Below are 23,736 nucleotides of genomic sequence, written 5' to 3'. Positions count from 1 at the left end.
CGTGGAGAAGGTCATGCTCGCTGTCAGGGGTTCGGTACCGACTGCAGAATGGTGCTCTGACCTGCGTAAACAAGGGTCCGAGATGCACTTTGAGGGCGTCGCGATCAACGTCCGAGATAATCTGGTATCCGGTTCTAAAATGACGCTGACAACCCTCGATCCGCCCATTGTCGCGGTGGTCAGCGTCTGGACGGAGCAACACTACGGGCAGCCGATCGCGGAACTCATCGACCTTCTGGGCGGGTCATTTGGTCATGTTTCGGCGTATCTGGTGACGGAATCGGTACCGCTGCCCGTGCCCCGTGTCGACCCGGGGGAGCGCACCCCCGGGTTGTCGAATCTGGCCTTCATCCGCCGACCGGCCGACCTCGACGAGGCGTCATGGCGCAGGCGCTGGCACCACGACCACACTCCGATCGCGATCGAGACCCAGGCGACGTTCGGCTACGTCCAGAACGCGGTCGTGCGGTCGCTGACCCCGGATGCGCCGTCAGTGGACGCGATCGTCGAGGAGTTCTTCCCCATCGAGGCGGTGCACGACGTCCATGCTTTCTTCGGTGCCGCGGACGACGAGGAGCTGACCGACCGGATGACCCGGATGCTGGCGAGCACCGGCGCATTCGGGGCGGATCAGAACATCGACACCGTCCCGACGAGTCACTACCTCTACCGGGACCCTTTCACTCGCTGACGTGCGATCAGAACGACGGTGGGCCGGCCTTGATGCGCTCGAGTTGGTACGCGACCGGATCGGCCGGCCGGGCCTCCCAGTCGGAATCGAGCCACCAGGTGATGCCGGCATCCGCGAGCTGCGCAGCCTTGCGACGTTCGCCGTCACGATCGGAGAGATCGGCGGTGCCCTCGAAGACGATGTCGTAGTTTCCCGTGAAACCGAGCTCCTCGCGCAGCCCCCGGATCTCGGCCGCGACGCTTGCCCACTGCTCGACCCCGACCGTGACGGGGCCGTCCGGCATCGATCCATCCGGCCGCCTGAAGTTCGGTAGCAGTCCGTCGCAGCGCGCAGCCCTCGCCATCGACCTGCGCGCGCCCTGTAATCCGACACACCAGGTGGTGATCCGCGGCGTGGAGACGATGGGGTCGGGGAGTTCGAAATCGGTGGGGCGCACCTGGTAGTGCTTGCCCGAATACTCGAAAGGCTGTCCGCCCCAGAGCCCGAACAACACGTCCAGACCTTCGTCGAACAATTCTGCGCGGGTCTTGCGGCCCTGGTCGCGTTCGAACGCCAGCCAGCCCGGGTGCAGTGCACCCATCCCGACCCCGAGGATCACCCGTCCGCCGCTGAGCCGGTCGAGGGTTGCGGTGGTGGACGCCAGGTCCCACGGTTTGCGCCGCGGCACCGGGGTCAACATGGTGCCGAGCCCGATGCGTTCGGTGCGCATCGCTGCGGCGGTCAGTGAGATCCAGGGGTCGTTGCCCCAGAGCGCCTCCCAGCCGAACACCGCATCCCAGCCCGCGTCTTCGGCCGCAACCGCCATCGTCGCGAAGTCGGCGGCGTCACCTTTGGGAAAGACGATTCCGTATCGCATGGTGGTCTCCTGGATGGTCGGTGTCCGGGACTGTCGCTTCCTCGCGATTGTGGATCAGTCCTACGACAACGATGGCGATCGCGTAGATGGCCGCACCTGCTACGACCAGGCCCGGTGAGCGCCCGTCGTCGGCGATGGTCAGGGCGCCGACGGTGATCGCTCCGACGAACGCAAAGTTGAACAGCGCGTCCTGGAACGAGAACGCCTGGCCGCGCCGGGCGTCCGCGACGTCCATCTGCATGGCGGCGTCGCCGCAGAGCTTGCACACCTGGCCGATCAGTCCCAGCACTGCGGCGGCCACACAGATGACGATCCCGTTGAAACTCCACAGGGTCAGCTGCGCGACGACGCCCACCGCCAGAGCGGAGACGACCGCTCGTCGACGCCCGAACCGGGCGACGAGAAACGGGGTCAGCAGTGCGGCGAACAGCATCCCGACCGCCGTCATGGCAGCGACCAGGCCGAATCCGGACAGACCTCCGCCGAGCGTCGAGTTCTTGGTCAGGACCAGCAGCATCAGGGTGTTGAAACCGAAGACCAGCCGGTGCGCCCCGACCCCGGCGAGCGCGGCGGCGACAGGCGGGGCCTGCCACACCGCCCGGGCACCGTGTCCGAGGCCCACGGTGACCGCACGAAAAGCCGACCCGCTCGGATGCTGCGGGGTGACCTTACCGACGACGTCCGGATGATCCGGACCGAGTTGCAGGGGTTCGAAGCGGTGCGCGATCGCGGCGGCGGCCAGCGCAACGACCACTGCCCCCATGACCGTCGCCGCACTGCCGGAATTGTTCGACCCGAAGATCTCGCGCAACGTCAGGGCGCCGCCTGCGCCGAGGGCGAGTGCTCCGGCGCCGATGGTGGTGAAGAAGGAGTTCATCCCGACCAGCAGGTCGCGTTCGATGACATGTGGCAGGCCCGCGGACAGCCCCGAGGCCACGAACCTGCTGGCGCCGGTGACCGCCAGCGCCGCGATCAGGACGCCGGTGTCGTTCGCACCCGTCGCGATCACCAGCGCGACCAGAGAGACCAGTACAGCACGCAAGACATTGGCCCAGACGAGGACGGTGCGGCGGTCCCAGTGGTCGAGTAGTGCGCCGGCGAACGGACCGATCACCGAGTAGGGGAGCAGCAGTACTGCCATGCCTCCGGCGACGGCCATGGGATCGGCATGCCGCTCGGGGTTGAACAGGATCGCGCCCCCGAGCGCGGCCTGGAACAGACCATCGGTGAACTGGCTACCGAGACGTACCGAGAGCAGCCGGAAAAGTCCGGGTGAAGCGCGAAACGACCGCACGAACTGCCGCAGCGGCAGGCGATGGCTACCGGAGCAGGAGGGCAGCCCAGAGGCCGCCGCGGTCGGTTCTACGTTCACCATCACCAGCGTACAAACCTTGTGGCCTCGGCGTGCTGCCGCAGCGGAACTGCACACGCGAAATCGCCCCTGACCGTGACATGATGAAGCGATGTCACCCAGTTCAATCGAGGTGTCTGCAGGCAGCTTGCTCATGGCCTCGACGGATCTGGCCGAGCCGACCTTTCGGCGCACGGTGATTTACATCATCGAGCACAACGACGCGGGCAGTCTCGGCGTCGTCCTCAACCGGATGAGTCAGACGGCTGTGCACAACTTGTTGCCCGCGTGGACCGACACCGCCGCCCGGCCGAAGGCGATCTTCGTGGGCGGTCCGGTGAAACAGGACTCGGCCCTGTGTCTGGGTGTGGTCCGGCCGGGGGTGAGCATCGGCCATCTGCCGGCTCTTCGCCACGTCGAGGGCCGGGTGGTGCTGGTCGATCTGGATGCCGACGCCGAGGACCTGGCCGAGGCGCTGTCGGGCGTCCGGATCTTCGCGGGGTACGCGGGCTGGGGGATCGGGCAACTGGGAGACGAACTGAGGACCGGTAGCTGGATCGTGGCGCCCTCGCTACCCGACGACGTGATCGCCCCGGCGGAGATGGACCTGTGGTCGCAGGTGATGCGCCGCCAGCCGTGGCCCCTGCCGCTGCTCGCGACCCACCCGATCGAGCTCGAGAGAAACTGACGTCCCGTTCACACCTTGTTGTGAGCCTGTTACTCTTCCTCAGCAGTTGTGAGCGTCGTCTCATCGGCGATGCTTGGGGTCGGGGTGTACAGAGGGGGAGCCGATGAGGCTTTCGGTTCGGTTCGTGGGGATCGTCGCAGGCGCGATGTCACTGGCGTTGACAGCGGGATTGATCAATCCCGTTGCCGCGGTGGCAGATCCGAGTGGAGGCGCCGACGGTAAGCGCTGGCTAGCCGAGCACGACACCAATCTGCAGTACCCGGGAACCCACGTGCAGTGGGACGTCCCGATCACGATGAGCGACGGCACCGTACTCAAGGCGAACATCTACCGGCCCGCCGATGCGGCCGGCCGCCCGGTCGACACCAAGACGCCGGTGATCCTCAATATGACGCCGTACACCAAATTGGTCTCCGCGGTCGCCGAGGCGGCGCTGTCCAACCCGGTGCTCGGACCGCTGGCCATCCAGCTCGCTGATCTGCTGAACTTCTCGGGCACCCCCATCGACGGCCTCGCCGATCTGATCCAGGCCCTCAAAGGCGGCGGCGTCCAGGCCTTTTCGGTCGACTCCAAACTCGTACGCTCCGGCTATACCCAGGTGGTCGTGGATGTTCGCGGCACCGGCTTCTCCCAAGGTGTCTGGGATGTCTTCCGCGCGCGGGAACAGCAGGACACCCTCGAGGTCATCGACTGGGCCGCGAAACAGAAGTGGTCCGACGGCAAGCTGGGCATGAGCGGTATCTCCTACTCGGCGATCAACCAGATCCACGCTGCGAACAAGAATCCTGAAGCGCTCAAGGCGATCTTCCCGGTGGAGCCAGGTGGTGACCTGATCCGCGACATCGTCGCTCCCGGTGGCGCACTCGGCTTCGGATTCCTGCCGTTGTGGCTGACCCTGGTCAACGGGCTCAAGTTCGTGCCGGACGTCGGGTCGATGCTGGACGGCACCTTCGACTGGAAGTGGCTGTCGTCGCGGCTGTCCGATCCGGCGGTCTTCGCACCCCAGCTGCTCGACGCGCTGACCGCTCCCAGCATCGGTGAACTGCCGCCGCGCACGATGAACCTGCTCGACGAGAGTTCTGCGGAACGCACCGGGTGGCAGGACTACGCCCAGAACATCAAGGTTCCGACGATGATCTACGGCGGCTGGCACGACCTGTTCACCAACAGCGAGTGGCGGATGTTCGACAACATCCCGCTCTCCGGCGGCAAGAAGCAACTGATCATGGGCCCGACGTACCACATCAATCCGGGCACCAGATTCGGTGAGCCGGGCTATCCGCCTCGGCTGGATGTGTTGCAACAGGCCTGGTTCGACAAGTGGCTCAAGGGCATCGACAACGGGATCGAGAACTACGGTCCGGCCACGCTGTACCAGCAGGGCAACGGGTGGATCACCGCCCCGGACTTCCCGCAGCCGGGGATGGAGAACCAGCGGCTGTACCTGTCCGACCGGGCCAGTGGCACGGCGCCGCACGCCGTCCGCGACGGTTCGTTGTCCGCGACGCCGTCCGCGAGTCGTGGCCGGATGACGATCGCGCCCGGACTGACGACCCTGTGTTCGCGGGACGCCGCTCAGCAGACCGCAGGCATCGTGGGTGTGTTCTCGTTCTGCGCCGACGACGCCCGGATCGCCGAGACCAACGCGCTCACCTTCACCACCCCGCCGGTCACGGAAGCAACCACGGTGAGTGGCCCGGTGAACCTGCACCTGAACACGGTCATGGATGCCACAGATGGCTACTGGACGGCAACACTCAACGACGTGGCACCCGACGGAACGTCGACGGTGCTGACCTCGGGCCAGTTGATGGCATCGCTGCGCGCTCTCGACCAGGAGAAGACCGGCTACGCGCCGAACGGTGATGTCATCGATCCGGTGAACTCGCTGACCCTGGAAACCCGTCAGCCGGTGGTCCCCGGTCAGCCGGTGCAACTGGACGTCGGTCTGCTGGCCACGGATGCACTGATCAAACCCGGGCATCGGCTGCGCATCGACGTGTTCGCGATGAACTTCCCCAAGGGACTGCCGCTGCGGCCGCTCCTGAACGAGTCGGAACTCAAGCCCGAACACATCCAACTCGACCCGAATGCGCCGAGTTACATCAATGTGCCGGTGTCACGATTGGTTCCCTGAACTTCTGGGTAGACCGAGGACATGACATCGAACAAAGATTCGGAAAATGGCACCTCGTCGGAAGCCGACACCGGTGAAGTCCTGGGTGCCGGCGCAGGCAACACCACGGAAAAGGATCCGGACGACTGGGTGACCGGGGACGAACCGATGACCGGTGCGCAGCGCAGTTACCTCGACACCTTGGCCCGCGATGCGGGCGAGACGATCACGGCCGACCTCACTAAAGCGGAGGCGTCCGAACACATCGAGCGGCTACGGAAGGCCACCAACAAGGAGTGAGCCTCAGGCCTTTGGGCCTGCGGCGCTGTCCTCGGTCACGCACATGCTCTGCAGGGAGCAGCTGGTGCACCCGCCGGAAACGCCGCAGTCGGACGCCGGGGCGGGTGCGGCAACGGCGGCGGCGCGGATGGCAAGGGAGCCCACCACGCCGGCGATACCGATGCCGACGGTGATGGCGGCGAGGGCGACGATCAGTCCGATTCCGCCACCGACCGCCGCGGCCAGCGCCGCGCCCATGGCCAGCACCACTCCGGCGCAGATGACGCCTGGTCCTGCGACCCGGTTGGCGAGTACAAAGGCCTCATCGCTCTGCAGTGTTTCAGTGGAACGGATGCCGAGCCAGCGGTTACGTGGCAGACGGGACAGGGTTCCGAGGACGCCTGCGGTCAGACAGACCAGCGCCAGCACCAGCGCGAGAGCGGCGAAGATCAGGGCAGCAACGGTCACCAGAACAGGATACGAGCCCGGTGCAAATCAGCACTGCGCAGGCCGCGGTGAGGTGCGCGTGAGCAACGCTTTACGCTGGTCAAGTGACTGGTTCGACGACTCCTGGCCCTGACGATTCCCCGCAGCACCGTTATACGGCGCAGCTCGCGGGGCAGATCGAGGAGCGCTGGCAGCGGAACTGGACCGAGCGGCGCACCTTCGAAGCGCCCAACCCCGTCGGCGAGTTGGCCGGCGATCTCTCGGAGTTCGCCGGGCCCGACGCCAAGCTGTTCGTGCAGGACATGTTCCCGTACCCGTCGGGCTCGGGCCTGCACGTAGGCCATCCGCTGGGCTTCATCGCCACCGATGTCTATGCGCGGTTCCACCGGATGAACGGCCACAACGTCCTGCACACGATGGGCTTCGACTCGTTCGGGCTGCCCGCCGAGCAGTACGCGGTGCAGACGGGTACGCATCCACGGACGACCACCGAGGCCAACATCGAGCGGTATCTGGAGCAGATCCGCCGCCTCGGCCTCGGGCACGACGAGCGCCGTCGGGTGGCCACCACCGACGTCGAGTTCTATCACTGGACCCAGTGGATCTTTCTGCAGATCTACGACGCCTGGTACGACACCGAGCAGGGCAAGGCCCGCCGAATCCCCGAACTGATCACCGAACTCGATTCCGGAGCACGAACTCTGGGCGACGGCCGCGACTGGGCCGATCTCGACCAGGCGGCCAAGAACGACGTGATCGATGAGTACCGGCTCGTCTACCAGAGCGATTCGCTCGTCAACTGGTGCCCGGGGCTGGGCACCGTGCTGGCCAACGAAGAGGTCACCGCCGACGGGCGCAGTGATCGCGGAAACTTCCCGGTGTTCCGGAAACATCTGCGGCAGTGGATGATGCGGATCACCGCGTACAGCGATCGGCTCCTCGACGACCTGGATCTGCTGGACTGGCCCGAGAAGGTCAAGACCATGCAGCGCAACTGGATCGGACGATCCCGTGGCGCACAGGTCTCGTTCGATTCCCCGGCCGGACCCATCGAGGTCTTCACCACCCGCCCCGACACCCTCTTCGGTGCGACGTACATGGTGCTGGCCCCCGAACACGAGTTGGTCGACCAGCTCACGACCGCAGCGTGGCCGGCCGACGTCGACTCGCTGTGGACGTTCGGCGCTGCCACCCCCGCGGCCGCAGTCGCCAAATACCGCGAGACCATCGCGGCGAAGTCCGATCTCGAGCGCCAGGAGAACAAGGAGAAGACCGGTGTCTTCACCGGGAGCTACGCGACGAATCCCGTGAACGGCGAGCAGGTTCCCGTGTTCATAGCCGACTACGTGCTCATCGGCTACGGCACCGGCGCGATCATGGCCGTGCCAGCTCACGACGGTCGCGACTACGAGTTCGCCACCGCCTTCCGGCTCCCGATCATCGAGGTGATCGGATCCGAGCAGGGCGTCGCCGAACAGGCGTACACGGGTGACGGGCCCCTGGTGAACTCCGGTTTCTTGACCGGCAAGTCCGTCGACGAGGCCAAGGTCGCGATCATCGAGAAGCTGGAAGCAGAGGGCTCCGGGCGCGGCACGATCCAGTACAAGCTGCGGGATTGGTTGTTCGCTCGGCAACGGTACTGGGGCGAGCCGTTCCCCATCGTCTATGACGCTGCGGGAGCCCCACACTCGATCCCGGACTCGATGCTGCCGGTGGAGCTGCCCGACGTAGTCGACTACGCACCGATCTCGTTCGACCCCGACGATGCGGACAGTGAGCCCTCACCGCCGCTGGCAAAGGCGACCGACTGGGTCAATGTGGAACTCGATCTGGGCGACGGGCTCAAGGACTACACCCGCGACACCAATGTGATGCCGCAGTGGGCGGGCAGCTCCTGGTATCAGCTGCGGTACATCGATCCCGAGAACTCGAAGGAATTGTGCGCCAAGGAGAACGAGGCGTACTGGATGGGTCCGCGACCGGACCTGCATGGTCCGACCGATCCCGGTGGACTCGACCTCTACGTCGGTGGTGTCGAGCACGCGGTGCTGCACCTGCTCTATTCACGGTTCTGGCACAAGGTGCTGTTCGACCTCGGTCACGTGTCCTCGGCCGAGCCATACCGCAGGCTCTACAACCAGGGCATGATCCAGGCGTACGCGTTCACCGACTCGCGAGGCATCTACGTGCCGGCCGAAGAGGTCACCGAAGAAGACGGAAAGTTCTTCTACGAGGGCAACGAGGTCAACCGCGAATACGGGAAGATGGGCAAGTCGCTCAAGAACTCCGTTGCGCCCGATGACATCTGCCGCGATTACGGTGCCGACACCCTGCGGGTGTACGAGATGTCGATGGGTCCGCTGGACACCTCGCGGGCCTGGGCGACCAAGGATGTCGTCGGAGCACAGCGGTTCCTGCAGCGAGCGTGGCGGCTGGTGGTGGACGAGGAGAGCGGCGCGACCCGGGTCACCGAGGACGCACTCACGGACGACACGAACCGGTTGCTGCACAAGACGATCGCCGGAGTGCGTGAGGACTACAGCAATCTTCGCGACAACACCGCCGTCGCCAAGTTGATCGAGTTGACCAATCATCTGACCAAGCAGTATCCCGCAGGTGCCCCCCGAGATGCGGTGCAGCCACTGGTGTTGATGCTGGCGCCGGTGGCACCGCATGCGGCGGAGGAACTGTGGGAGCGGTTGGGCGGCACCGAATCCTTGGCGCACGGACCGTTCCCGACCCCGGACCCGGTTTGGCTCGTCGACGACACCATCGAGTACGCGATCCAGGTGAAGGGCAAGGTCAAGAGCCGGATCACGGTTGCCGCCGACGCCGATGAGGCAACGGTTCGCGCCGCGGCACTCGCCGACCCCAAGATCGTCGAACTCCTCGACGGCGAACCCCGTAAGGTGATCGTCGTACTCGGCCGGATGGTGAACATCGTCCCCTGATCCCGGTGGGGGTCAGGCGGGCGCGTCCAGTTTGGCTTTGAGCGATGAATCGGTGTGCTTGATGACCTGTCCTGCAAAGGGTTCGATCATCGCTCCCAACGCGCGCCCGGCGATGCCGCCGGGAAGCTCGTAGGAGAATTCCACGGATACATTGGTCCCGCTCTCCGTGTCGGCGAATCGCCAGACGGTCGCCGCGTTGAACCCCTTGATCGACTCGAGACGGATCAATTCGTTCTCGACGAACTCGGTGACCTCGACCGTTGCGGACAAGGCCTTCGGACCTACGTTCATGACCACGTCGAAGGCGGAGCCGAGTCCATAGGTGACCTCGGAGACCGGGTCGAACTTCTTCACCCCGAACATCCAGTCCGGGACGTGCTCATGGTCGTTGACGTACGCGAACGCACGCTCCCGGGGCGCGCTGACCTGCGAGCTGTGCCGTACTGTTCCCATGCTCGATCTTCCCCTCGTATGTACTTCCTGCCGAGTAACCTAACCAGGCATGAGGGCACCGTGGGGAGGAATCTGATGACATTTCGACAGCGGCTCGGGGCCGGGCTGGGGATGATTGTGGGCCTGGCCATCGCGACGGCCGGTGCGGGCACCGCCGGCGCGGCACCGTGGGGGAGTACAGGTGTGCCCGACGTCGGCATCGAACGTGCGCAGGGCGAGGGACTCAACGCCTGCGCCGTCCGGGTGACCAACCGCGGCGATCACGTCGCCAGAGACGTCACGGTGCATGTCCAGCCGGGACTGTGGCCGTACACCTTCGGCACTCTCGAGCCCGGGGAGTCGTCCGTTGCCACTGCCTTCGATTGCGGCTTCACTCCGATCCTCCTACATGTCGTCACCACATCGAACGGCGACGGCAACTGGACCGACAACGTCCTCTATTTCGAGCTCTAGCCGATACACTCACCGAATGGTGGAGACCGGTAAACGACCAACGTGGATAAAGGGTCTGGCGATTGTGGTCGGTCTGTTGATCGTCTATATCGCTGTGCTGGTGGCTTACGCCGCGGGCAACGCCGACGACGATTCGGATTCGCGTGAACCGGCAGCGAACGGGGTGTTGATCTACCTCGACGTAGATGCCGTGAACGGTGCCGACTTCTCGGTGAGCGGTCACGTTTCCGTCTATCCCGGCGCCGATCTGCTCGATGCGAGGGGCGACCTCAAAGAGGATCTGCTGATAGATGTGTCGCCGATGCTCTCTGCCTCGAACATCCAGTTCTCGAGCGGGTCGCGGCCGGGCACGCTGCCGGTGACGTTGTACAGCGACGGCGACATTCGACACTGGCCCTTCGACACCTATACCTCGGAGTCGGTTTCCGTCCGGGCCTACGGCCCGAACGACACGGCATTGCCCACCGAGGTCGCGATCACCGATTCGCTCATCGGCTGGGACGTCGAGGCAGGCGACACCGACCCGACCGAGGGCCAGGCGTTCACGATCACGTCGTCGAGGACTGCCGGTTCATTGACATTCGATCTCGCGTTGTGCGTGATGCTCATCGTCCTGCCGATCTGCACCCTCTTTGTCTCGATCCAGACGGTACGTCACCGCAAGGCATTTCAGCCCCCGATGGTGACGTGGTTCGCGGTGATGTTGTTCGCAGTGCTGCCACTTCGCAACATCTTCCCCGGTACACCGCCGTTCGGATCGTGGGTCGACTATTCGGTCGTGCTCTGGGTGCTCGTCGGTCTGGTCACATCGCTGGCGCTGTACGTGATCGCCTGGTGGAAACAGGCTGCCTGACAGCGCCCGATCTCACCGAGCAGACCGCGCCTGTTCGACGCCTCGCGCGACCCACGTCTGCAGCTGCCGTTTCGTTTTGAGGCCGTCGGCGTCGACGCGCAACCATCCGCGGGTCTCTCTGTTGCGCATGATCATCGGTGATACGAACTTGCCCTTCAGCAGTGCCTCGCGCTCGTCACGGTCCACCCGGACCATGAGTCCGCCCTGACCGCTGGCGGCAACGGCCATGTGCCCGTTGATCAGGAACGCCAGCCCGCCGAACATCCGCTTCTCGGACACCCCGGGCTCGGGGCCTACCAGTTCGCGGATCCGATCGGCGAGGTCGTCGTCGTAGGCCATGTCAGTCCAAATCGATGCGGATGGTCAGCAAGTTGGTGCCGAACGTCCGGACGCCGAAACTGTTGAGAGTGGGCAGCGTCTCGAGGCGTGCGGCTGCATCATCGTCGGGGAGCAGATAAGCACGACATGGACGATAGACGAAGACCCCACCGACAGTCGAGATGTCGGTGGGGTCTTGGTGTCGATGGTCAGGCTGCGGCTGTCGCGTTCTGCTCGATCGGCTCCAGTGCCTGGGCGATGATGTCGGCGACGTCGGTCATCGGATGCACGGTCAGTGCTTCCAACACCTCGGCCGGTACGTCATCGAGATCAGGCTCGTTGCGTGCCGGGATGAACACGGTGGTCATCCCCGATCGCGCTGCGGCGAGCAGCTTCTGCTTCACGCCGCCGATCGGCAGAACCCGGCCGTTGAGGGTGACCTCCCCGGTCATCGCCACATCCGCCCGGACCTTGCGCCCGGTCGCCATCGACACCAGGGCGGTGACCATGGTGACGCCCGCGGACGGTCCGTCCTTGGGAGTGGCACCGGCCGGTACGTGGACGTGGATACTCCGCTCGAGGCTCTTCGGATCGATACCGAATTCGACTGCGTGCGAACGCACATAGCTCAGTGCGATCTGGGCGGACTCCTTCATCACGTCTCCGAGTTGCCCGGTGAGGACCAGTCCTTCGCCGTCGGTGGAACCGGCTTCGATGTAGAGCACGTCGCCACCGAGTCCGGTGACCGCCAGTCCGGTCGCCACGCCCGGCACCGCCGTACGCTCTTCCGAGTCCGGGGTGAACCGAGGCTTGCCGAGATAGCTCACGAGATCGGGTTCGTCCACCGTGATCTTGGCGCCGTCGTCCGAGTCACTCAGTGCTGTGGTGACTTTGCGCATCAGCTTGGCAAGGAATCGCTCGAACTGCCGAACGCCGGGCTCACGGGTGTAGTCGGCGGCGATCTTGCGCAGCGCTGCGTCGGTCACGTCGACCTCATCATCGGTGATCGCGGCGCGCTCCTGCTGGCGGGGCAGTAGGTAATCGCGGGCGATGACGACCTTGTCGTCTTCGGTGTAGCCGTCGATGGTGACGAGTTCCATGCGGTCCAGCAGGGCCGACGGGATCTGCTCGATCACGTTGGCGGTGGCCAGGAAGACGACGTCGGAGAGATCGAGATCCAGGTCCAGGTAGTGATCGCGGAACGTGTGGTTCTGCGCTGGGTCGAGGACCTCGAGCAATGCCGCACTGGGGTCGCCGCGATAGTCGGCGCCGACCTTGTCGATCTCATCGAGCAGCACAACGGGATTCATTGATCCTGCTTCTCCGATCGCACGCACGATGCGTCCGGGCAGCGCGCCGACGTAGGTACGCCGGTGCCCGCGGATCTCGGCCTCGTCGCGCACGCCGCCCAATGCGACGCGCACGAACTTACGGCCCAGAGCCCGGGCCACGCTCTCACCGAGCGACGTCTTGCCGACTCCGGGAGGTCCCGCCAGCACCATGACGGCACCAGAGCCACGCCCGCCGACGACCTGCAGGCCACGTTCGGTTCGTCTTGCTCGGACCGCGAGGTACTCGACGATGCGATCCTTCACGTCATCCAGACCATGGTGATCGGCGTCGAGGATCGCCCGGGCGCCCTTGATGTCGGTGGAGTCGGTGGTCGTCACGTTCCAGGGCAGGTCGAGGACTGTGTCCAACCAGGTTCTGATCCAACCGGTTTCGGGGCTCTGATCGCTGGCGCGCTCCAACTTCCCGACCTCACGCATCGCAGCCTCACGAACGTTGTCGGGCAACTCCGCCGACTCCACGCGGGCGCGGTAGTCGTCGCTGCCGTCGGGTTCGTCTTCGCCTAGTTCCTTGCGGATCGCGGCGAGTTGCTGGCGCAGCAGGAACTCCTTCTGCGTCTTCTCCATGCCGTCGCGGACGTCGCCGGCGATCTTGTCGTTGACCTCCACCTCGGCGAGATGATCGCGGGTCCAGGTGATCAGGGTGCGCAGACGCTCGCCCACATCAGGGGTCTCGAGCATTTCGCGCTTCTGCACATCGGTCAGGTAGGAGGCGTATCCGGCGGTGTCGGCCAGAGCCGAGGGGTCGCTCAGCTTGTTCACCGAGTCGATGACCTGCCAGGCCTCGCGGCGCTGCAGCATTGCGAGCACCAGTTGTTTGTATTCGGCGGCCAGTTCGCGGACGTCATCGGTGACGTCGGGTTCGTCGACGGGTTCGACCTCGACCCAGAGCGCAGCTCCGGGGCCCGTGGTTCCCGAGCCGATGTGAGCGCGGGACTCGCCCTTGAGCACTGCGCCCGACTGGCCGCCGGCCATCCGGCCGAGCTGCACTATCGAGGCGACGACGCCGTAGGCGGGGTAGCGGTCGTCCAGGCGCGGCGCGACCAATAGTTTGCCGGCGTCGCTGGCTTTCGCAGCGTCGACGGCAGCGCGGGCGGCGTCATCCAGTTCGACCGGGACCACCATGCCGGGGAGCAGGACAGGGTCGGTCAGGAACAACACCGGCAGGCGATTGAGTTCGGTCATGTTTCCTCCAAAGTTAAGTACATCGGACTCAACTTCGGCATGAGGAGCTTTGTTCCGCCAGGTGGCGGTGTTCATCGAGGGCGAACAGGAAGTGTGCTTCTGGCCTATCTATCAGGCAGGTAAGCAGACCGAACCGAAGCAATTCGTTGCCGGCGGGGGAGTCGAACCGACTTGATAGGTGATGATCACCGTTGCCGGGGTGTCGACAGCAACGCGACCATCTACCTCCAACAGACCGCAGCTCCCGATTTCGGAATGAACCCGAACCCGGTGATCTGCTGAGGTGACCCGGTCGTCTCCGGTAGGAAGAACGGATGACATTCAAGTACTCGGGGTCCGACCGGGCACTCGCCCGCGCGGCGTACGAGACCCTCGAGCCGTTCCACGTCCTCGCGTACTTCAGCCCCGAGATCAAAGGCGCCTGCGCCGACACCGGATTGGACTTTCACGGCTGGTACGTCGGGGCGCGAGGGGCGCCGCTGGGACCTTGTGACGCGTCGGTCGTTGCAGCAGCATTCTTCAACTTCAGTCCCGCTGTCGTCACTCCGGGATGGGATGCGGCGAAGGCGGTTGGCCTCGACGTGGTCGACGCCCGCCGCTACCAGATGCTCGACGAAACCCTCCGCCCGATACTCGGCGACCGGATCGCTGACCCGGCCCTCGATGAGCTGGCCGATCGCTACGCCGAAAAAGCGGCGACTCTGCCCATGGGTGGACGACCACTGGCCGCAGCGTGGGCGGCGTCGACACCACCGACCCAGCCGCACGTGCGGTTGTGGCATTCCATCGCGATCATCCGAGAGTGGCGTGGGGACGCGCACATCGCGGCATTGGTGATCGCTGGTCTGGATCGGCTCGAGGCGTTGGTGTTGCACGAATCGCCCCATCCCGATCCGACCCTGCGGCGACGCGCACTCGGTAAGAAGCTGGTGATGATCACCCGGGGCTGGAGCGACGACGACTGGGACGCTGCCGTGGAGCGCCTCGTCGCGCGTGGCCTGCTCGAACGAACGGAAACCGGAGAGGCCATGACGGCCGCGGGCGGCGAACTGTACGACCACATCGAAGACCTCACCGACGACGCTGCGGCCGCCGCGTGGGCCGGTGATTCGAAGTCGGAGGAATTGCTCTCTGCCACCAAGCCTTTCGTGAAGGCCGTTATCGACTCCGGTGTACTTCCTGGGACCAAAAAGAAGTAGACCGCGAAATAGAAGTAGCGAACAGGGTTGTTTGTCATCTGAACAGATGAATCTTGATCCGGGGTCGCGGTAGGCCTGTTTTGGTCGTCGGCGTGTCAGACCCCTGCCGTAAGTTAGCAAGTATGTTCGAACCGTGGCCGAGTCTGGACCCTTCCATCACCGGGATAACGCCGGCGATGTCGTTGCGGGCCAACGACTTGTTGGCCTCGATCGAGCGGGCCTTGACCGGGCAGGGTTATCTGGAATGGGCCCGCTACACCTATGCCGCCGAACTGCACCGGCAGCTCGAAGCCGAAAGCGTAGCCTCCCATGATTTCCTGCAGGACGCGTACGTCCAGGCCGCAGCTCGCTTGGCTTTGGCGAACCGTCTGTCCCAGACGGCAGCGGAAAGTCATCTCACCTGTGCGCTCGCATTGCGGGACCGGTTGCCGAAGGTGGCATTGGCCCTCAAGCACGGTCTGGTGGCCTGGCATCACATCCCGAAGATCGTCTCGCGTACCGATCTGATCGAGGGCACTGACCATGCCGCCGACATCGACCGCGACATCGCAGAGAGCCTGCGCGGCAAAGGGTCGTGGTCGAGCAAGGCGATGCGGGACATGATCGATGCCACCATCTTCCGGCGCGATCCGGACCTGATCCGCGACGACCGCAAGGACGCCAAGGACAAGCGTGGGGTGTGGAGTGACGGTGAGCAGAACGGGATGAGCAGCCTCACCGCGACGTTGTCGGCCGAGCACACAGCGATCATCATGAAGCGCTTGGAGATGTTGGCGAAGTCGACCTGCCGACGCGATCCGCGCAAGAAGGCTCAGCGGATGTCTGATGCGTTGTTCGCGATCACGATGGGCCGCGAGTTCGAGTGCTTGTGTGATGAGGACGACGAGCATCCCTGTGAGGCGGAGATCTGGCCGCTGGTCAAGACGCAGCAGATCGGTGGGGTCGACGTCAAGATCGTGCTCCATGCCATCGCCAACCAGTCCACGCTCGACGGTGAAGACGACGAGCCCGGCTACCTCGAAGGCCATGGCGTCATTTCCGCCGAACACGCTCGCGACCTCGCCAAGCAGGACTCGACCACAGTGCGGCCCACGGGCAACAAGAAGAGACCAGCACCCGAAGCTGCGCCGGAGCCCACGCCAGAACCAGCGGAGCCCAAACCGGAACCGGCAGTGCCCACGCCAGAACCAGCAGAACCCATGCCGAAACCAGCAGAGCCAGCATCAGGATCCGAAAAACCTGCTAGCGCAGAGGATTCAGGCGCACAGGCGACCGTCGACCCGGGCGAGGACGTCACCGACGAAGACGAAACCGACGAATCCGAAACCGAGCACGAGCACGAGACCGAGACCAAGGCCGAGGCCGAAACCGGTGAAGAGCCGGGCGGCACCGCATCGAATGATGGCGCGGCTCCTCACCAGGATGCGTCCAGGGAACACTCGGATGCGGGTGCACACGGCGCTTGCTCGTCGTCGCAACCGAATCGCGCAGCCCGCCGCGCGGCGAAGAAGGCTGCCCCCACGACGATGAACATGCCCGCGCCGCCGAAGGATCCCCGATTCGGCAATCTGGACAACGTCGACTGGGACAAGGTCACACCGCGCGCCTTCGAGGTGATCCCGCTTCCGCCGGTCAAACGCGGCAACCACTACCGACCGTCGGCGGTTCTTGATGCCTACCTTCGGATGCGTGACCTGTATTGCATGTGGCCCGGCTGCAACCAGTCCGCCTGGACCGCCGATCTCGATCACAGCACCGAATACAACCACGAGGACCCCGCCGCGGGCGGCCATACCCATCCGACGGGGATGAAAGCGCTTTGTCGTTTCCATCACCTGCTGAAGACGCATTCGGATTGGGTAGATGACCAGTACGTCGACCGTCAAGGGCGTACCCGAACGGTGGTCATCACACCCGAAGGCCGCACCTACGACGGTCCTGCCTGGACCGGTGACGATCTCTTTCCCGCGTTGCGAAACATAGAATGGGAAGACCCGACCCCGGCGCCGCCGCGTAGACGAAAACCGGATCAACCAACCCGCACCCGGTCCAGAACCGAAGCCAAACATCAACGTCGACAACAGGAACGCAATCGCAACCGACTGCGCCGAGAACTGCTCGATGAATAACCGGTGTTCTGGACAGGGTGCATAGGTCAGACTGTCCTGATGCTGTTGACCATCTCCGCCGAACGATCGCCGGCCTTTGCAGTGCCGAGCGATCTGGGCTTCCTGCTGCACAAGCATCCAGAGAAGGTGCAGCAGTTCCCCGTCTACGGCGGAACGGCGCATGTCTTTTATCCGGAGGTCAGCGGTGATCGGTGCACGGTCGCTATGGTCCTCGAGGTCGATCCGGTCGCGTTGGTACGTGGCCGATCTGGCGCGAACGACGGATTCGCGCTCGGGCAGTACGTCAACGATCGTCCGTACGTTGCTTCCTCGCTGCTGTCGGTGGCGATGGCCAAGGTCTTCCGGTCTGCGCTGAACGGGCATTGCACGGCACGTGCGGATCTGGTCGACACTGAGCTACCGCTGACCATCACGCTGCCTGCGGTACCGGGTATCCCGGATCTGCTGACCCGCCTGTTCGAGCCGATGGGATGGAACGTGACGGCGGATCCGATCCCGTTGGATGCGACCCGGCCGGAGTGGGGCGACGCCCCATTGGCGTCGGTGACCCTTCAGGGCGATCTGCGGCTGTCGGAGGCGCTGAACCACCTCTACGTGTTGCTACCGGTTCTCGACGACGCCAAACACTACTGGGTCGATGATGCTGAGGTCGACAAGCTGGTCAGGGCAGGATCGGGATGGCTTGCGACGCACCCGGAACGCGAACTGATCACGCATCGCTACCTTGCCCACCAGCGCGCGCTGAAAGACGCTGCGGCTCAGCGGCTGGTCGAATTGGATGACAGACCCGTCGAAGAAGCAGTGCAGGAGGAGGAGCCTGCCGTGTCGCGCCCTCTCGTCCGCCTGCGCCACGACGCGGTTCTCGAGGTCGTGAATGACCTGCGCCCGGCGACGGTCGTCGATCTCGGATGCGGTCCCGGAGCACTCCTGGGGGCGTTGCTCAAGGTTCAGGGGGTTGCACGCGTGATCGGTACGGAAGTCTCGGACACCTCACTGACGAAGGCAGCGAAGCGTCTGCACGTGGCAGACATGACCGAGCGCCAGTCGGCCCGGTTGTCGTTGCTGCTGTCATCGCTGCAGTACGAGGACGAACGCCTGGAAGGGGTTGATCTGGCCATCCTGATGGAGGTCATCGAGCACATCGACCCCGACCGGCTCCCTGCCGTGGTGGCCAACGTCTTCGGCGCGATGCGTCCACGTCATGTCGTGGTCACGACACCGAATTCCGAATACAACGTGCACTATCCGGCGTTACAGGGCGGCGGATTTAGGCACCCTGACCACCGCTTCGAGTGGACTCGAGGTGAGTTCACCACCTGGGCCGGGTCTGTCGGTGAGACTTACGGTTATGACGTCGTGATGCGCCCGGTGGGCGATCTCGACAACGAGGTCGGGTCGCCGACACAGATGGCCATCTTCGGGCGACTGGTGGAGACGGGGGAAAGCGCATGAGCGAATTGAGTATTCCCGAACTGTCGCTGGTTGTCCTCGTCGGCACCAGCGGATCGGGCAAGTCGACGTTCGCCGCCACACACTTCGCGCCGACGGAAGTGGTGTCCAGCGACGCCTGCCGCGCGATGGTCTCCGACGATCCGAACGACCAGGCCGCGACGTCGGATGCGTTCGCCCTGCTCGAGTACATCGCGGGCAAACGTCTCGACCGGGGTCGTCTGACGGTGATCGATGCGACCAACGTGCAGCCCTCGTCCCGAAAGTCGTTGCTCGCGTTGGCCAAGGACCACGACGTGCTCCCGGTGGCGATCGTCCTGGACCTGCCGATCGCGGTATCGGCGGAGCGCAACGCGTCTCGACCTGACCGCGACTTCGGCACGCACGTCATCAAGCGCCAGCACGATCAGTTGCGGCGGTCACTGCGCAGCCTCAAACGCGAGGGATTTCGCACGATCCACGTTCTGGACTCGGCTGAGGCTGTCGCGGAGGCGTCGATCGTTCGAACCCGGCTGTTCAATGATCAGCGCGAACAGCACGGTCCGTTCGATGTGATCGGCGACGTGCACGGGTGTCGCGAGGAACTCGAGACGCTGCTCGTCTCCCTGGGCTACGTGATCACCCGTGATGGGAGTGGTCGCCCGGTCGACGCGTCGCATCCCGCCGGCCGGAGAGCGATCTTCGTCGGCGATCTGGTCGATCGCGGACCGGATTCGCCTGGTGTGCTGCGTCTGGTGATGGGCATGGTCCGAAGCGGCAGTGCGCTGTGTGTCTCAGGCAATCACGAGGCGAAACTTGTTCGCGCGCTGGGGCGCAAGGACGTCAAGCCAACCCATGGTCTGCAGGAGACACTCGATCAGCTGGCATCCGAGGACGAGTCGTTTGTCAGCGACGTACGTCGGTTCTGCGACGGGCTCGTCGCTCACTACGTGCTGGACGACGGCAAACTCGTTGTCGCGCATGCGGGTCTGAAGGAGAAGTACCACGGCCGGGCGTCGGGTCGGGTGCGAGCATTCGCCCTGTACGGCGACACCAGTGGTGAAACCGATGAGTTCGGCATGCCGGTCCGGTACCCCTGGGCCGATGACTACCGTGGGTCCGCGATGGTGTTGTACGGGCACACTCCGGTGCCGGAGACCGAGTGGATCAACAACACCATGTGCCTGGACACCGGGTGTGTGTTCGGTGGCGCACTGACGGCGCTGCGCTACCCAGAGCGTGAGGTGGTCTCGGTGCCTGCCACTGCCACCCACTACGAGCCGGTGCGCCCGTTGGCTCCTCCGGATCGTGATCTGGAGGTCTTGACCCTGACCGACATCCTCGGTCACCGCGTGATCGAGACCGAGCACATGGGGCGACTGTCGTTGCGTGAGGAGAATGCGGCCGGAGCTCTGGAAGTCATGAGCCGGTTCGCGATTGCCCCTGCGCAGCTGATCTACCTGCCGCCGACGATGTCGCCGGTCGACAGCTCGTCGCGGGACGGGGTCCTCGAATATCCGGACGAGGCGTTCAGTCACTACGCGAAGCGTGCCGTCGACCGCGTCATCTGCGAGGAGAAGCACATGGGGTCGCGCGCCATCGTGCGCGTGAGCGTGGATGGTTCCGGCGTCATCTACTCGCGCACCGGACGGGCGTTCTTTGATGCCGACCGGCAGACGGAGGTACTGAACCGAATCGCTGATGCCGTTGCCGAAGCAGGCATCTGGACCGAACTGGGGGCAAGCTGGTTGTTGCTCGACACCGAGATACTGCCGTGGACCGCAAAGGCCGAGGCAATGGTCCGCAGTCAGTACGCGAAGGTCGGTGCGGCTGCGACCGCCGCCGTTCCGGCGACCATAGGCGTGCTCGAGGCAGCAGCAGCGCGTGGCGCGGATGTCGGAGATCTGCTCGCTCGAACGCGGTCGAGGGCTGACAACGCCCAGCGGTTTGTGGACTCGTACCGTCACTACGTGCAGCCGATCGACAATGCGCTGGGTATTCAGGTTGCGCCCTTCCAGGTGCTGGCGAGTGACGCGGGAACCTACGAGAAACACGATCACCTGTGGCACCTCGATATCGCGGACCGTCTGGTACACAACGACCCTGAGTTGTTCAGGTCGACGAGGCGTCTGGTGGTGGACACCGCCGACGAAACGTCCCTTGCTGCCGGCGTCGAGTGGTGGGAGGACCTGACGGCCAATGGCGGGGAAGGCATGGTGGTCAAGCCGCTGAACAATCTGGTCCGCGGCCCGAAAGGCCTGGCACAGCCGGGACTCAAGGTCCGTGGACCCGAATACCTGCGCATCATCTACGGAGCGGACTACACCGACCCGTCGACGCTCTCGCGCCTCAAGCAGCGCAATCTCGGCCACAAGCGGTCGATGGCTCTGCGCGAGTACGCTCTCGGTCTCGAATCCATCCGCCGAGCGGTGGCGGGTGAACCCGTCTGGAGAGTGCACCAATGCGTGTTCGGTGTTCTCGCCATGGAGTCCGAACCGGTTGATCCACGCCTGTGAAGCCCCGGCTCGTTCAGCCTTCCTCGGGCAAGAGGTTCTTCCGGTCCAGCACGTAGAGCAGGCCGAGAGACGGAAGTACGATCAGTCCGGCCGCGGCGGTGGCCACCAGCAGCGCACCCAACGTGCCCGACGGTGCTGCCGCCTCGGTCACCGTGACGGTCTCCGGCAGCAGGTAGGGCGTCTGCGCGACGCCATAGGCAACGAGCGCCGCCACCACCGCCGCACCCGAGAGCCACTGCGAGAACCGGGTATCGCGGCGGACGATCAGCGCCAGTGATGCCACCCCGCAGATCCCGGACGCGATCATCAAGGGCAAGGCCCTCGAGGTGAGTCCGTCGAAGAGATACGGTGCGTATTCGCGGAGCACCACAACGCCGACCGCGAGCGCGATCCCTGCGACGACCGCTGCGCCCATCGCCCGTCGACGGAAATACTCGACCATCTCGTCGTCGGCGAGTCGGCGGGCATCGCAGATGAGGTTGACCGCGGCGAGGTAGGCGGCCACGACGACGGCGAGCACACCACCCAGGATCGACACCGGGTTCATCCAGCTCGCGAACGAGTCGCCGGCTGTGCCGCCCGGTGGCACCTGCCCCGACGCGATGGCGCCGATCACCGCGCCCAGGCAATACGGGACCAGGACCGACGACGTCGCGAAGACCGCGCCGAAGCGCCGCCGGTCACGGGTGCGCAGCACAGCCTTGCGGAAGGCAAAGCTCGAGCCCCGCAGCACTATTCCCAGCGCTGCGATCGTGAGAGGGACGAACAGGGTCAACGTGATCGACGCGTACACCTCGGGGAACGCGGTCCACAGAACCACAAAACTGAAGATCAGCCAGACATGGTTGGCCTCCCACACGGGGCCGATGGAACGGTCTATCACCTCGCGCGGGCGCGCTCCGGCGTCCGTACCGCCGGCGACGAGATCCCAGAATCCCGCCCCGAAGTCGGCGCCCCCGAACACGGCATACGCGATGATGCCGATCATCAGGACGATCGCGATCACGTCGCTCATGGGTCCGGTACCGATGAAGCAGGCTCGGGGTCACCGGTCGGGCCGTACGGAACACCGACATCGTCGTCCGATTGCTCGGCCGCGTCGGCTGCACGGAACCGGCGGCTCATGTGCCGGAGCACCAGCACGGTGGTCACCCCGAGCGCCAGGTAGATCAGTACGACGACGATGAAAGTGATCCAGACGCTGGTGTTTCCGGTGGCTGCGTCCTCCACTTTCATGTAGTTGTAGACGATCCGCGGTTGCCTGCCGACCTCGGAGACGATCCAGCCCGCCTCCATCGTGATCACGGCCAGCACGCCGCAGCACGCGGCGACTCGCAGGAACAGTTTGCTCTGTGGCATGTCTTTCCGGAAGATCCAGCACAGTCCGTACCAGAGCGCGATCACCATCAGGAACGATCCGAGGCCCACCATCACATCCCAGGCGAGGTGAACGGTGTTGGCCTGGGAGTAGGTGGGGCGGTCGGCCACCGGGAAGCTGTTCAGCCCTTGCACCACAGTGGACGTGCCAGACGAGGGGTCGGACAGGATGGACGCCATCCCGGGGATGGGTATGCCACCGCTGACCGTGCCGTCGTCGTTGATGCGGCCGAGCAGGGTCTCGGGTACGTCGCCGCTCGTTTCCGGAACGATCTCCATGGCGGCGAACTTCATCGGCTGGTTCTGATAGACCCAGCGCGCCAGGGCATCTCCGATGGCCATCTGCGGGATCATGGCGACGCTCGCCACCGAGAACGGGATGACGAAGCCCAGGCGGTGGTAATGGTCGCGCCTGCCGCGAAGCATGCCGACCGCATACACGGATGCGACCAGGAACCCGCCCACGACGTAGGCCGCCACGATCATGTGCGCCGATTGCAGCGGCATGGACTTGTTGAAGATGACCTCGAGGGGATCGACCTCGACGACCTTGCCTGCCGCGTCGAGGGTGAACCCGGAGGGTGTGTTCATCCACGCGTTGGCGGCGATGACGGATGCACTACCGAGGATGCCGGCGAGGACGATCGGGATACCGGTGACGAAATGGGTCCAAGGCTTGAGCCGCTTCCATCCGTAGATGTAGATGGCCACGAAAATCGCTTCGGTGAAGAAGAACAACCCCTCGAAGGCAAACGGGATCCCGAACGCTTCACCCCACTGGCTCATGAACTCAGGCCACAGCAGACCGAACTCGAAAGAGAGCACGGTCCCGGTCACCGCGCCGACAGCGAACGTGACCGCCATGTATTTCGACCATCGCTGCGCGAGACGCATCGCGTCGGCGTCGCCGTGACGTAGACCGCGGTAGTTGGCGATCAGCGTCATGAACGCCCATGAGACCCCGAGGGGAACCAGGATGATGTGGAACGCAAGGGTGAAGGCCATCTGCGAGCGTGCCCAGGGCAGCGGGTCGACCTCGGGCAGAGCCAAGACGAGCTGCGTTGCGCTCACGTGACTTTTTTAACATGAACCCGGTG

General features: G+C 64.7%; 19 protein-coding genes and 1 pseudogene. 11 read left to right on the top strand and 9 right to left on the bottom strand.

Features of this window, described 5'->3' with window-relative positions; all coding sequences use genetic code 11:
- Position 1 precedes the first annotated feature (1 nt).
- The gene (locus BH683_RS19150) at positions 2-691 is read left to right on the top strand and encodes an EthD domain-containing protein (RefSeq protein WP_084837863.1); all 690 of its coding nucleotides are present in this window, start codon (positions 2-4) and stop codon (positions 689-691) included.
- A 7-nt stretch (positions 692-698) separates the two neighbouring features.
- Here BH683_RS19150 and BH683_RS19145 read toward each other — a convergent pair whose 3' ends face one another.
- Both BH683_RS19145 and BH683_RS19140 read right to left on the bottom strand, forming a co-directional pair.
- Complete coding sequence (locus tag BH683_RS19145) at positions 699-1,547, bottom strand: LLM class flavin-dependent oxidoreductase (protein ID WP_084837862.1); 849 nt, start codon at positions 1,545-1,547, stop codon at positions 699-701.
- Entirely contained in the window at positions 1,516-2,922 is a 1,407-nt protein-coding gene (locus BH683_RS19140; RefSeq protein WP_246833468.1) for an MFS transporter, read from the bottom strand. The genes BH683_RS19145 and BH683_RS19140 overlap by 32 nt, the downstream gene beginning before the upstream one ends.
- An 88-nt stretch (positions 2,923-3,010) precedes the next feature.
- On the opposite strand from BH683_RS19140, the gene BH683_RS19135 reads away from it, so the two are divergent.
- The 3 genes from BH683_RS19135 (at position 3,011) to BH683_RS19125 (ending at position 6,002) form a co-directional block, all read left to right on the top strand.
- Positions 3,011-3,586, top strand: a complete 576-nt coding sequence (locus tag BH683_RS19135) for a YqgE/AlgH family protein (RefSeq protein WP_084837861.1) — start codon at positions 3,011-3,013, stop codon at positions 3,584-3,586.
- Between the two features lie 103 nt (positions 3,587-3,689).
- Positions 3,690-5,723 carry a CocE/NonD family hydrolase gene (locus BH683_RS19130; protein WP_084837860.1) on the top strand — a complete coding sequence of 678 codons (2,034 nt, stop codon included), beginning with the start codon at positions 3,690-3,692 and terminating at the stop codon, positions 5,721-5,723.
- Positions 5,724-5,744: 21 nt separating this feature from the next.
- Positions 5,745-6,002: a DUF3072 domain-containing protein gene (locus BH683_RS19125; protein ID WP_084837859.1), complete on the top strand. Its 258-nt coding sequence runs from the start codon at positions 5,745-5,747 to the stop codon at positions 6,000-6,002.
- 3 nt (positions 6,003-6,005) lie between these two features.
- On the opposite strand, the gene BH683_RS19120 is transcribed toward BH683_RS19125, so the two are convergent.
- A complete protein-coding gene (locus tag BH683_RS19120) occupies positions 6,006-6,449 on the bottom strand; it encodes an SdpI family protein (RefSeq protein ID WP_084837858.1) in 444 nt (147 codons plus the stop codon).
- Positions 6,450-6,532: 83 nt separating this feature from the next.
- On the opposite strand from BH683_RS19120, the gene leuS reads away from it, so the two are divergent.
- On the top strand, positions 6,533-9,379 hold the full coding sequence (leuS, locus tag BH683_RS19115) for a leucine--tRNA ligase (protein WP_084837857.1): 2,847 nt from the start codon (positions 6,533-6,535) through the stop codon (positions 9,377-9,379).
- Positions 9,380-9,391: 12 nt separating this feature from the next.
- Here the strand turns inward: leuS and BH683_RS19110 are convergent, their stop codons facing one another.
- Positions 9,392-9,832 carry an SRPBCC family protein gene (locus tag BH683_RS19110; protein ID WP_084837856.1) on the bottom strand — a complete coding sequence of 147 codons (441 nt, stop codon included), beginning with the start codon at positions 9,830-9,832 and terminating at the stop codon, positions 9,392-9,394.
- A gap of 75 nt (positions 9,833-9,907) precedes the next feature.
- On the opposite strand from BH683_RS19110, the gene BH683_RS19105 reads away from it, so the two are divergent.
- On the top strand, positions 9,908-10,285 hold the full coding sequence (locus BH683_RS19105; RefSeq protein ID WP_246833467.1) for a hypothetical protein: 378 nt from the start codon (positions 9,908-9,910) through the stop codon (positions 10,283-10,285).
- Positions 10,286-10,301: 16 nt separating this feature from the next.
- Positions 10,302-11,138 carry a DUF4436 family protein gene (locus tag BH683_RS19100; RefSeq protein ID WP_084837854.1) on the top strand — a complete coding sequence of 279 codons (837 nt, stop codon included), beginning with the start codon at positions 10,302-10,304 and terminating at the stop codon, positions 11,136-11,138.
- A 12-nt stretch (positions 11,139-11,150) separates the two neighbouring features.
- On the opposite strand, the gene BH683_RS19095 is transcribed toward BH683_RS19100, so the two are convergent.
- From BH683_RS19095 to lon, 3 genes and pseudogenes are all read right to left on the bottom strand, one after another.
- The gene (locus tag BH683_RS19095) at positions 11,151-11,477 is read right to left on the bottom strand and encodes a TfoX/Sxy family protein (RefSeq protein WP_084837853.1); all 327 of its coding nucleotides are present in this window, start codon (positions 11,475-11,477) and stop codon (positions 11,151-11,153) included.
- Position 11,478: 1 nt separating this feature from the next.
- Positions 11,479-11,598 (bottom strand): annotated as a pseudogene (locus tag BH683_RS29030) (nitroreductase family deazaflavin-dependent oxidoreductase); the annotation flags it as partial.
- 67 nt (positions 11,599-11,665) lie between these two features.
- Entirely contained in the window at positions 11,666-13,990 is a 2,325-nt protein-coding gene (lon, locus tag BH683_RS19085) for an endopeptidase La (RefSeq protein ID WP_084837852.1), read from the bottom strand.
- A 314-nt stretch (positions 13,991-14,304) separates the two neighbouring features.
- On the opposite strand from lon, the gene BH683_RS19080 reads away from it, so the two are divergent.
- The 4 genes from BH683_RS19080 (at position 14,305) to BH683_RS19065 (ending at position 21,262) form a co-directional block, all read left to right on the top strand.
- On the top strand, positions 14,305-15,189 hold the full coding sequence (locus BH683_RS19080; protein ID WP_084837851.1) for a hypothetical protein: 885 nt from the start codon (positions 14,305-14,307) through the stop codon (positions 15,187-15,189).
- Between the two features lie 122 nt (positions 15,190-15,311).
- Positions 15,312-17,318, top strand: coding sequence for a DUF222 domain-containing protein (locus BH683_RS19075; protein ID WP_084837850.1), 2,007 nt, complete (start codon positions 15,312-15,314; stop codon positions 17,316-17,318).
- Between the two features lie 39 nt (positions 17,319-17,357).
- Positions 17,358-18,770, top strand: a complete 1,413-nt coding sequence (locus BH683_RS19070; protein WP_084837849.1) for a 3' terminal RNA ribose 2'-O-methyltransferase Hen1 — start codon at positions 17,358-17,360, stop codon at positions 18,768-18,770.
- Positions 18,767-21,262: a polynucleotide kinase-phosphatase gene (locus BH683_RS19065; protein ID WP_084837848.1), complete on the top strand. Its 2,496-nt coding sequence runs from the start codon at positions 18,767-18,769 to the stop codon at positions 21,260-21,262. Before BH683_RS19070 ends, BH683_RS19065 begins: the two co-directional genes overlap by 4 nt.
- Before the next feature lie 13 nt (positions 21,263-21,275).
- On the opposite strand, the gene BH683_RS19060 is transcribed toward BH683_RS19065, so the two are convergent.
- Entirely contained in the window at positions 21,276-22,277 is a 1,002-nt protein-coding gene (locus tag BH683_RS19060; RefSeq protein ID WP_084837847.1) for a cytochrome d ubiquinol oxidase subunit II, read from the bottom strand.
- Positions 22,274-23,710, bottom strand: a complete 1,437-nt coding sequence (locus tag BH683_RS19055) for a cytochrome ubiquinol oxidase subunit I (protein ID WP_094647582.1) — start codon at positions 23,708-23,710, stop codon at positions 22,274-22,276. The genes BH683_RS19060 and BH683_RS19055 overlap by 4 nt, the downstream gene beginning before the upstream one ends.
- Between the last annotated feature and the right edge of the window lie 26 nt (positions 23,711-23,736).

The sequence above is a fragment of the Williamsia sp. 1138 genome (assembly GCF_002095435.2).
Lineage (GTDB): Bacteria > Actinomycetota > Actinomycetes > Mycobacteriales > Mycobacteriaceae > Williamsia.
This window is presented reverse-complemented; position numbering and strand designations above follow the sequence as displayed.

Bases quoted from the DNA above. Each gene is read 5' to 3' on its own strand.
- BH683_RS19145 (WP_084837862.1), bottom strand. From the start codon at position 1,547: ATGCGATACGGAATCGTCTTTCCCAAAGGTGACGCCGCCGACTTCGCG.
- BH683_RS19140 (WP_246833468.1), bottom strand. From the start codon at position 2,922: ATGGTGAACGTAGAACCGACCGCGGCGGCCTCTGGGCTGCCCTCCTGC.
- BH683_RS19135 (WP_084837861.1), top strand. From the start codon at position 3,011: ATGTCACCCAGTTCAATCGAGGTGTCTGCAGGCAGCTTGCTCATGGCC.
- BH683_RS19130 (WP_084837860.1), top strand. From the start codon at position 3,690: ATGAGGCTTTCGGTTCGGTTCGTGGGGATCGTCGCAGGCGCGATGTCA.
- BH683_RS19125 (WP_084837859.1), top strand. From the start codon at position 5,745: ATGACATCGAACAAAGATTCGGAAAATGGCACCTCGTCGGAAGCCGAC.
- BH683_RS19110 (WP_084837856.1), bottom strand. From the start codon at position 9,832: ATGGGAACAGTACGGCACAGCTCGCAGGTCAGCGCGCCCCGGGAGCGT.
- BH683_RS19105 (WP_246833467.1), top strand. From the start codon at position 9,908: ATGACATTTCGACAGCGGCTCGGGGCCGGGCTGGGGATGATTGTGGGC.
- BH683_RS19100 (WP_084837854.1), top strand. From the start codon at position 10,302: ATGGTGGAGACCGGTAAACGACCAACGTGGATAAAGGGTCTGGCGATT.
- BH683_RS19095 (WP_084837853.1), bottom strand. From the start codon at position 11,477: ATGGCCTACGACGACGACCTCGCCGATCGGATCCGCGAACTGGTAGGC.
- lon (WP_084837852.1), bottom strand. From the start codon at position 13,990: ATGACCGAACTCAATCGCCTGCCGGTGTTGTTCCTGACCGACCCTGTC.
- BH683_RS19080 (WP_084837851.1), top strand. From the start codon at position 14,305: ATGACATTCAAGTACTCGGGGTCCGACCGGGCACTCGCCCGCGCGGCG.
- BH683_RS19075 (WP_084837850.1), top strand. From the start codon at position 15,312: ATGTTCGAACCGTGGCCGAGTCTGGACCCTTCCATCACCGGGATAACG.
- BH683_RS19070 (WP_084837849.1), top strand. From the start codon at position 17,358: ATGCTGTTGACCATCTCCGCCGAACGATCGCCGGCCTTTGCAGTGCCG.
- BH683_RS19065 (WP_084837848.1), top strand. From the start codon at position 18,767: ATGAGCGAATTGAGTATTCCCGAACTGTCGCTGGTTGTCCTCGTCGGC.
- BH683_RS19060 (WP_084837847.1), bottom strand. From the start codon at position 22,277: ATGAGCGACGTGATCGCGATCGTCCTGATGATCGGCATCATCGCGTAT.